Origin of the sequence: Segatella hominis, from assembly GCF_019249725.2 — a bacterium.
Lineage (GTDB): Bacteria > Bacteroidota > Bacteroidia > Bacteroidales > Bacteroidaceae > Prevotella.
Window position 1 is genome coordinate 1473171 of the sequence record NZ_CP137559.1, and the last position, 9330, is coordinate 1482500.

Here is a 9330-nt window from a genome sequence, read left to right on the forward strand (position 1 = left end):
AAATTACGAAAAAAAATCGAGAAAAACAAAAGAGAGTCAAGATTATAGCAATCTCGACCCTCTTTCTTATTATAATCAATCTTAAAAAGCCTCAACAAATTATTTACCGGGATGAACCACCACTTTGATCCTACTGATACGGCGTTCCTCAACACCCAAAACCTCAAAAGAATAATTCTTATATTCGATTTTCTCATGGATACTTGGAAAATCACCCTTGATTTCAAGCAACAATCCGGCCAAAGTATCGGCATCGCCTTCCACTTCCTCAAATTCCTCATCATCAACATTCAGAATCTTGCAGAAATCTGTCAGCAAAGTCTTACCCTCAAAAATAAATGTATTATAATTCAACTTGGAGTAAAACTTTTCTTCCTCATCATACTCATCATTAATTTCGCCTACGATTTCCTCCAGAATATCCTCAAGAGTTACGATACCGCTTGTGCCGCCAAATTCATCTACCACGATGGCGATATGTACCTTATTCTCCTGAAATTCTCTCAGCAAATCATCAATCTTCTTGGTCTCCGGTACAAAATAAGGCGGACGAATCAGACTCTGCCATCTGAAAGAGACCGGTTTTTCTAAATGAGGAAGCAAATCCTTGATATACAGGATGCCGCGAATATTGTCGGTATTATCCTGATAAACAGGAATACGACTGTAGTTATTTTCCACGATACATTTCAGAACCTCAGGATAAGTACTGTGAATATCCAAATCTACTATATTCTGTCGGCTCGTCATTACCTCTTTGGCAGTCTCATCACCAAAGCGGATAATACCCTTCAGCATACTCTGTTCGTCCTTGATATCATCCTTGTCTGTTAGTTCCAAAGCCTGTTCCAAATCATCAACACTCAAGATGTGATTTTCCTTTTTCACTACCTTTTCGGCCAGCATTCCACTTTTCAAGAGCACATTTTCCAAAGGCCAGAAAATCTTACGGGCAATCAAAATACCTCCTACAAAACGCCTGCAGAAAAGTAACGGATCCTTACGACTATACACTTTTGGCATGATTTCACCAAAAAGTAAAAGAAGAAACGTAAGCAGAACTGTAATAATCAGAAATTGCAGCCAATACGCTTTTGCTCCAAAATGAACTACACCAGCAAAAACATAGTTTAAAAGCATAATGATGGTGACGTTCACAAAATTATTGGCAATAAGAATGGTAGCAAGAGTACGTTCAGAATCCTCACGCAACATCAGAATCTTACGGTCTGTTTCTGTTTTCTCATCTTCCAGTTCATCAACATCTGTAGGTGAAAGACTGAAAAAAGCGATTTCAGAACCACTTGCAAACGCAGACACCAACAGCAATACTGCCGCTAAGACGGCAGCAAAAACAACCCCTAATGAAGGCGATGAAAAAGCAACATCATCAAAGGCCTCAGTTATAGTTGAAATATCCAATTTTATATATTAATTAAAATGGTAAACTATCTTGTTCCTTCTCTTCCTGAGAAGTCTGAGCCTCAGCTTTGGCAGCAGTTTGGGCATTACTTGCTTCATTCGTACGTGAAGCAGCAAACTTGGATACAAGCATTTCCATATTATCCACGTAAATCTCAGTTACATATCTACGTTTCCCCTGCTTGTCATCATAGGTACGGTAACGCACCTTACCCTCGACATAAAGTTTGTCACCCTTACGCACATACTTTTCTACATATTTAGCCAAGGCACGAAAAAAGACAAGGTTATGCCAATCTGTATGATCTGGTACCTGCATACCATTTTCCAAAGTATATCCACGTTCTGTTGTCGCAAGAGAAACCTGCGCTACAGCCTGATCAGCATCATAATAATGAACATCAGGATCCTTCCCGACATTACCAATTAACATAACCTTATTCATATCAAAACATTTTTAATGAAATTATTTCCACATTCCCAAATAACGGAACTGGAAATTCTTACCCTTTGCAGAAGGGAACTGACTTCTGGAATCTACCCTACCACGGAGATGCTCTACGATTCTCTCATAGCAATCTATTCCAGACATAGCTTTAACGTCTGCCACAAAATGAGTGTCACGATACTCAAATTTACCTGTAGCAGGCACCATTACAACTCGCTTGAAATCCAGCGAACCTTCATACCAGCCCGGACGCTCTTCAGTCAAACGGTTTACTGGACTTGCAGGATTATCATGACGCTCAGAAGGCACAGTACGCAAAGCCTTCTTATCCTTAAAATCCTGCATACATGCAGCAGCTGTCTTAATGATAATAAAATAAACTCTTGGGCGTACTTTATATCTTTTTGGATAGCATACATCACTTGCAGCATAATCACGGATATCCGCTTCCAAATCAGGATTCATTCCTATTTCTGGAATTTGACTTAAAAAATCTATCGCTTGATCGACAGAAGAAACAAAGGTTTCCTTATCGAAATATCTAATATATAAATTCATAGTGGGTATGTTTCTCTCTTTTTAAATATTAAAGAAAAAAGAGCGGAAAACGGGACTCGGACCCGCGACCCCAACCTTGGCAAGGTTGTGCTCTACCAACTGAGCTATTTCCGCAAAAAGAAGGTGAAGAGGAGGAGACTCGAACTCCCACGACACAATTGTCACTACCCCCTCAAAGTAGCGCGTCTACCAATTCCGCCACCTCTCCAACATCAAATTTAAAAATAGTGCCCAAGACAGGACTCGAACCTGCACGTTGTGAAACACACGCACCTGAAACGTGCGCGTCTACCAATTCCGCCACTTGGGCTCAAGTCTATAAAACAATAATCTTATAGCACTCTTAGAGCGGAAAACGGGACTCGGACCCGCGACCCCAACCTTGGCAAGGTTGTGCTCTACCAACTGAGCTATTTCCGCAAATCAACAAAGCAACCTTTCTTCTGTGAAGAGGAGGAGACTCGAACTCCCACGACACAATTGTCACTACCCCCTCAAAGTAGCGCGTCTACCAATTCCGCCACCTCTCCATTATAATAATGTTGCTTACATCAATTTCAATACATAAGATAAAACTTGATGCTGTTTCAAAAAATTGAGCGGAAAACGGGACTCGGACCCGCGACCCCAACCTTGGCAAGGTTGTGCTCTACCAACTGAGCTATTTCCGCAGCTATTCCTCTTAGCAAGGAGCATTCCTCTGAATGCGGGTGCAAAGGTACTACTTTTTTCTGAATTACCAAATTTTTCAAAGACTTTTTTTTAAGAAAATGCGCATTTTGTCTGTTTTTAAAGGCAAAATACGCATTTTTCATCGTTTTATCTGCAAAAACTGAACTTTTATGGTCCTTTTCCTACCAGTCTAATCCATTCGGTTCAGATAATCTTCATATCCATATTCTCGCAGGATTTCCAAATTCCCATCCAAATGCACGATTCCTATAGATGGATGCGTAATGCCATTAAAAGTATTTGTCTTTACGGTAGTATAATGAAGCATATCTTCAAAAATCACTTTTTCGCCTACTTCCAGTTCGTGGTCAAATTTCCAATATCCCATAAAATCACCACTCAAACAACTATTTCCTCCCAAACGGTAAACGTGATCTCCTTCCGGCTTCTCCATCATATCTTCCATTTCGATGGTTTCGGCATTGCGTACAGCCGGATGATATGGCATCTCCAAACAATCAGGCATGTGGCAAGTAAAGCTGACATTCAGAATGGCGGTTTTGTAACCATGGTCTTCCACCACATCCACAACCTGAGAAACGAGAGGTCCCGTCTGCCATCCGAAGGCACTACCCGGCTCCATGATGACATGAAGATGAGGATAACGCAGATGAAACTCCTTTATTATATTAATAAGGTGTAATACATCATAATCCTTACGAGTCATCAGGTGACCTCCACCAAAATTAATCCATTTCAACTGAGAAAACCATTTGCCGAACTTCTCCTCAATATGTACCAACGTCCTTTCAAACACATCTGCCCCACTCTCACAATGGCAATGGCAATGGAAGCCCTCAATATCCGAAGGCAAAGTCTCAGGCAATTTATCTGCAGTTACACCAAATCGGGAACCAGGCGCACAGGGATTATACAGCAACGTTTCTACCTCAGAATATTCCGGATTTACTCTCAGTCCCAATTTGATGCTTGGATTAACTGTAGCTACACGCTCATGAAAACGCTCATATTGAGAAAGAGAATTAAACGTCAGATGACTTGAGCAACGGGCAATTTCGTCAATCTCGTCATCAGTATAAGCTGGAGAAAAAGTATGGGCAGGACTTCCAAATTTCTCAAAAGCCAGCTTTGCTTCGCTCAAAGAGCTTGCTGTTGTCGAAGAAATATATTCTCTGAAAATCGGGAAAGTCTTCCAAAGGGCATAAGCCTTAAATGCCAGAATAATCTCCATGTCAGCCCTATCAGCTACGCTCTTTATAAGCGATAGATTTTGTCTCAGTCTACTTTCTTCCAATACGTAAATCGGAGTGCGAATCTCCTTAAAATTCTCTAAATTTACTTGCATGTCTTGATAAATATTAATTTTATGGTGCAAAGATAGCTTTTTATCTCCAATATAATTGCAAGTTTGCGTTTTTTTTAATACTTTTGCAACAGAAAAGTTTTTAAGACTATGAAATTAGTAATAATGACGAAGTCCACATTCTTTGTGGAAGAAGATAAAATCCTATCCTCATTGTTTGATGAAGGACTAGACAATTTGCATCTTTTTAAACCGGGGGCATCACCAATGTTCTCTGAGCGACTACTCACACTCTTACCTGAGGACTATTATCGTAAGATCACAGTACACGATCATTATTACCTCAAGCAGGAATATGATTTGGCCGGCATTCATATAGACAATCCAAGCGCTGCCTTGCCAGAAGGATACAAAGGGAAATACAGTCGTACATGCACAGATCTTCTTCAGTTGAAAGAAATGAAGAAAAAATCGCAATATGTTTTTCTGAAAAACATTTTCGACTGCATAGAATTCAAAGATGAAAAATCCTCTTTCTCGCTCAACCAATTAGAATTGGCAGCCAAAGAAGGGCTTATCGACAAAAAAGTATATGCTCTTGGAGGCATGAGCCTGGAAAATGTCAAAATAGCTAAAGCGCTCGGCTTTGGAGGAATAGTAATATGTGGTGATCTTTGGAATAGATTTGATATTCACAACGAAAGAGATTACAAAGAAGTAATCAATCATTTCGAGAAATTACGCAAGGCAGTTAACTGACATTGCTATTCATCATAAATATTCGTAATAATAATTTAATTACACATAAACTAAAATTCAAATGAGTGACAAAAACTCTTTTTTGGTATTCTCCGGTACTAACACGAGATACCTTGCAGAAAAAATCTGCGCTAGTTTAGGTTGCCCACTGGGTAATTTGGTAGTAACCAAATTCTCTGATGGTGAGTTTGGTGTATCTTTTGAGGAATCTATCCGCGGACGCGATGTTTTCCTCGTACAGAGCACCTTCCCTAATTCTGACAACTTGATGGAATTGCTTCTGATGATTGATGCAGCTAAGCGTGCTTCAGCTCGTCATATTATCGCAGTTATTCCTTACTTTGGTTGGGCTCGTCAGGATCGCAAGGACAAGCCACGTGTCAGCATCGGTGCCAAACTTGTTGCTGATTTGTTGAGCGTTGCCGGTATCGACCGCTTGATCACCATGGATCTTCACGCTGATCAGATTCAAGGATTCTTCGACGTACCAGTTGACCACCTCTACGCTTCTGGCGTCATCCTGCCTTATCTTCAGAGCTTGCAACTCGAAGATATGGTAATCGCTTCTCCAGACGTTGGTGGTTCTAAGCGCGCTAACACTTATGCTAAGTACTTCGGTTGCCCACTCGTACTCTGCAACAAGACTCGTGCCCGTGCAAATGTTGTAGCCAGCATGCAGATTATCGGTGACGTAAAAGACAAGAACGTTGTGATCATCGACGATATGGTTGATACAGCTGGTACTATCACAAAAGCTGCTGATATCATGAAGGAAGCAGGTGCTAAAACCGTACGTGCATGTGCTTCTCATTGCGTGATGAGCGGTCCTGCTTCAGAACGCGTTCAGAAATCAGCTCTTGAGGAAATCGTATTTACCGACTCAATTCCTTACACCAAGCGTTGCGAAAAAGTTAAGCAGCTTACAATCGCAGATATGTTTGCAGAAACTATCCGCCGTGTAGAAGATAACGAGAGTATCTCTTCTCAGTATCTCGTATAAAAGAAATTATTTATCCATCTAAAAAGGAGCTTCCCCTACTCTTCTTAGGGAAAGCTCCTTTTTTCTTTTCCCATAATATTCAAAACAAAGGAAAATACAAGAAGATAGAAGAAACAAAAAACTAAAGGAAACGGAAAAAGAGGAAAGACAGAAAAAAAAGAAAAATACAAGAATATAGGAAAAACAAAAAAATCCCACATCTCTTTCAAAATGTGGGATTCTTTATTATATCTTCATCATATTTTCGATATATTACTATACCAAAACACTTTTATGATATTTATTATCTTAGTCCAACCACTTTACGTAGCAGAAGTCCTGACGATGTGGCAACTTATCGCTCTTAGGGAACATACGTACTGCAGTTTTGAAAGAACCAGCATTAACAGGCTCAATCTCTGCCTCAAATGTATAGTTATTACCCTCATGACCAATAACCTTGAATGGGAATACAGAATAAACCTGCTTACCATTCTCCGGCTGATCGGTAAGAACAACAAGTTCCAAACCAATAGCATCATTCAAGCCCTGCTCGTCTATAACATACTGAATCTTGTACTTCTTACCAGTCTCAGTACCATTAGCTGTCTCATCATTCTTTGATACTACATGAATACCATCCCAACGCTCAGCAACACTTTCCTTCCAGAGAGCAATCTCCTTAGCCAAAGCATTATCGTTAGCGCTCAACTTCTTGAAGCGGGCAGCCTCCTTGTTGTAGAACTTATCATAGTAGTCATCCAACTGACGCTTCATAGTATAATGAGGAGCGATAGTAGCAATAGAGTTCTTTACTACCTGAATCCACTCCTTGCTGAAGCCTTCCTTGTTCTTGTTGTAGTACATTGGAATGATATCGTTCTCCAAGAGATTGTAGATAGTAGCAGCATCAAGCTGATCCTGATAACCCTGATTCTGGTATGTACGCTTCTCTGGAAGAGCCCAACCAGCACCCTCGCGGTAACCTTCTACCCACCAACCATCAAGTACAGAGAGGTTGACAACACCATTCATCTCAGCCTTCTCGCCAGATGTACCAGAAGCCTCCAATGGACGTGTAGGAGTATTCATCCAAATATCAACACCAGAAACCAAGCGACGAGCCAAAGTCATATCGTAGTCCTCCAAGAAGATAATCTTACCAAGGAACTCAGGACGCTGACTGATCTCGAAGATTCTCTTGATCAAGCCCTGACCTGCACCATCAGCTGGGTGAGCCTTACCTGAGAAGAAGAACAATACTGGATGCTCTGGATCATTAACGATCTTAGACAAACGATCCAAATCTGTGAAAAGCAAGTGAGCACGCTTGTAAGTAGCAAAACGACGGCAGAAACCAATCATCAAAGCGTTAGGATTGATACGCTCAAGCAAAGAAACCACACGAGCAGGATCACCCTGATTCTTCAACCAAGTCTCTGTAAACTTCTCACGAATATAAGCTACGAGTTTCTTCTTCAATGTCATACGAGTATTCCAGATTTCTTCATCTGAAACATTGTAGATTGCATGCCAGATTTCCTCGTTGCTCTGGTCGTTCATGAAGTTCTTATCAAAATATGTGTCATAGAGTTTACGCCACTCTGTTGCAGTCCAAGTTGGGAAGTGAACACCATTGGTTACATAACCTACGTGGTTCTCCTCTGGGAAATAACCCTTCCAGATATTAGAGAACATCTGCTGGCTCACCCAACCATGGAGCTTACTTACACCATTAACCTCCTGACAAGTGTTGCATGCAAAAGTAGAAAGACAGAAACGCTCGTTGTGATCGTCTGCATTCTCACGGCCCATACCAATGAACTCATCCCATGAAATACCAAGACGCTGTGGATAGCCACCCATGTACTTACCGAAGAGAGCCTCGTCGAAGTAGTCGTGACCGGCTGGTACTGGAGTATGAACTGTATAGAGAGAAGAAGCGCGAACCAACTCAAGAGCCTGGTTGAAGTTCAAACCATCCTCTTCGATGTAATCGCAGAGACGCTGCAAGTTGCAGAGAGCTGCATGACCCTCATTGCAATGATAAATATCCTTCTTAATACCAAGTTTCTTCAAAGTCAAGATACCACCGATACCCAGCAAGATCTCCTGCTTCAAGCGATTCTCCCAATCACCACCATAGAGAGAGTGAGTGATAGGACGATCAAACTCTGAGTTCATTTCATTATCAGTATCCAAGAGATACAACTTGATACGACCTACATTCATCTGCCATACATAAGCGTGAACCTGGTAGTTCATATAAGGTACGTCGATGACAACTGGGTTGCCATTCTTATCCAGAACACGCTCCAAAGGAAGAGAATTGAAGTTCTGAGCATCATAATTGGCAATCTGCTGACCATCCATGCTCAAAGACTGCTTGAAATAACCATATCTGTAGAGGAAACCAACAGCACACATATCCACGTTGCTATCAGAAGCCTCCTTCAAATAGTCACCAGCAAGCATACCAAGACCACCAGAGTAGATTTTAACCACCTGATTGATACCATATTCCATACAGAAATAAGCTACAGATGGACGCTTGGCGTTAGGTTTAACATCCATGTAATCACGGAACATCTTGTAAACCTTCTTCACCTTAGCCATCATAGCCTTGTCTTTCACGATAGCTTCCTTGCGATCATAGCTCAAACGCTCCAAAAGCAACACAGGATTTGCATTAACCTGCTCGTACAATTTCTCATCGAGGCTCTTGAACAAGTCTCGACCTTCATAATTCCATGCCCACCACATGTTATGAGCAAGCTCGTCCAAGCACTTCAACTCTTTAGGAAGGCTTGACTTTACTGTTGTCTCCTTCCATTGAGGAGCATTTGCATAATCAGCTTTAATTTTCATTGTGTTTTATATTAAAGTTTGTTATATTTAAAGTAATAAGTTTTATTTATCTTATCCTTACTAATCTATTCTCACTTTCAGCATGATTTATTATTTCGCTGTCAGATCAGCCATTCTTTTTTCGGCTTTACGCAGCGCAAAATCATAAGCCTCATAATAGTATTCTATAAAATGACTCCACAATGCTTTTTTCGAGAGTTTATCCGCGTTGCTTCGACATTTCTTTACTTGAGCATCTGTCATACCAGAATATTTGGCCACAGTATCCTTAATAGCATCAGCAACCTCAGAATAGTTGTA

The 9330-nt window shown here is 40.9% G+C and carries 8 protein-coding genes and 6 tRNA genes (1 of these 14 cut by a window edge); 2 read left to right on the forward strand and 12 right to left on the reverse strand.

Going from position 1 to position 9330, the window contains the following annotated elements; translation table 11 throughout:
- Nucleotides 1–99: 99 nt before the first annotated feature.
- From gldE to nspC, 10 genes are all read right to left on the reverse strand, one after another.
- Nucleotides 100–1422 (reverse strand): gliding motility-associated protein GldE, encoded by a 1323-nt coding sequence (gene gldE, locus KUA50_RS06075; RefSeq protein ID WP_022111094.1) that lies wholly within the window; start codon nt 1420–1422, stop codon nt 100–102.
- A 13-nt stretch (nt 1423–1435) separates the two neighbouring features.
- Nucleotides 1436–1867, reverse strand: coding sequence for a single-stranded DNA-binding protein (locus tag KUA50_RS06080; protein ID WP_118116925.1), 432 nt, complete (start codon nt 1865–1867; stop codon nt 1436–1438).
- A 21-nt stretch (nt 1868–1888) separates the two neighbouring features.
- Nucleotides 1889–2428: a hypothetical protein gene (locus KUA50_RS06085; protein WP_118116924.1), complete on the reverse strand. Its 540-nt coding sequence runs from the start codon at nt 2426–2428 to the stop codon at nt 1889–1891.
- Between the two features lie 41 nt (nt 2429–2469).
- Nucleotides 2470–2542, reverse strand: a tRNA-Gly gene (locus KUA50_RS06090).
- 10 nt (nt 2543–2552) lie between these two features.
- Nucleotides 2553–2636 (reverse strand) — tRNA-Leu (locus tag KUA50_RS06095).
- 20 nt (nt 2637–2656) lie between these two features.
- Nucleotides 2657–2738: transfer RNA gene (locus tag KUA50_RS06100), tRNA-Leu, on the reverse strand.
- 37 nt (nt 2739–2775) lie between these two features.
- A tRNA-Gly gene (locus tag KUA50_RS06105) sits at nt 2776–2848 on the reverse strand.
- A 26-nt stretch (nt 2849–2874) separates the two neighbouring features.
- Nucleotides 2875–2958 (reverse strand) — tRNA-Leu (locus KUA50_RS06110).
- Nucleotides 2959–3026: 68 nt separating this feature from the next.
- A tRNA-Gly gene (locus KUA50_RS06115) sits at nt 3027–3099 on the reverse strand.
- 191 nt (nt 3100–3290) lie between these two features.
- Nucleotides 3291–4466, reverse strand: a complete 1176-nt coding sequence (nspC, locus tag KUA50_RS06120; protein WP_218457127.1) for a carboxynorspermidine decarboxylase — start codon at nt 4464–4466, stop codon at nt 3291–3293.
- A gap of 108 nt (nt 4467–4574) precedes the next feature.
- Here nspC and KUA50_RS06125 point away from each other — a divergent pair, with 108 nt between their 5' ends.
- Both KUA50_RS06125 and KUA50_RS06130 read left to right on the forward strand, forming a co-directional pair.
- Nucleotides 4575–5183: a thiamine-phosphate pyrophosphorylase gene (locus KUA50_RS06125; RefSeq protein ID WP_022110724.1), complete on the forward strand. Its 609-nt coding sequence runs from the start codon at nt 4575–4577 to the stop codon at nt 5181–5183.
- Nucleotides 5184–5244: 61 nt separating this feature from the next.
- Nucleotides 5245–6183 (forward strand): ribose-phosphate pyrophosphokinase, encoded by a 939-nt coding sequence (locus tag KUA50_RS06130; RefSeq protein WP_022110725.1) that lies wholly within the window; start codon nt 5245–5247, stop codon nt 6181–6183.
- Between the two features lie 288 nt (nt 6184–6471).
- On the opposite strand, the gene glgP is transcribed toward KUA50_RS06130, so the two are convergent.
- Entirely contained in the window at nt 6472–9030 is a 2559-nt protein-coding gene (gene glgP / locus KUA50_RS06135; protein WP_218457126.1) for an alpha-glucan family phosphorylase, read from the reverse strand.
- A gap of 90 nt (nt 9031–9120) precedes the next feature.
- Nucleotides 9121–9330, reverse strand: the final stretch of a protein-coding gene (locus tag KUA50_RS06140) for a glycogen/starch synthase (RefSeq protein WP_218457125.1). 1464 nt of this gene lie beyond the right edge of the window; only the last 210 of its 1674 coding nucleotides appear in the window; its start codon lies off the right edge, out of view; its stop codon occupies nt 9121–9123.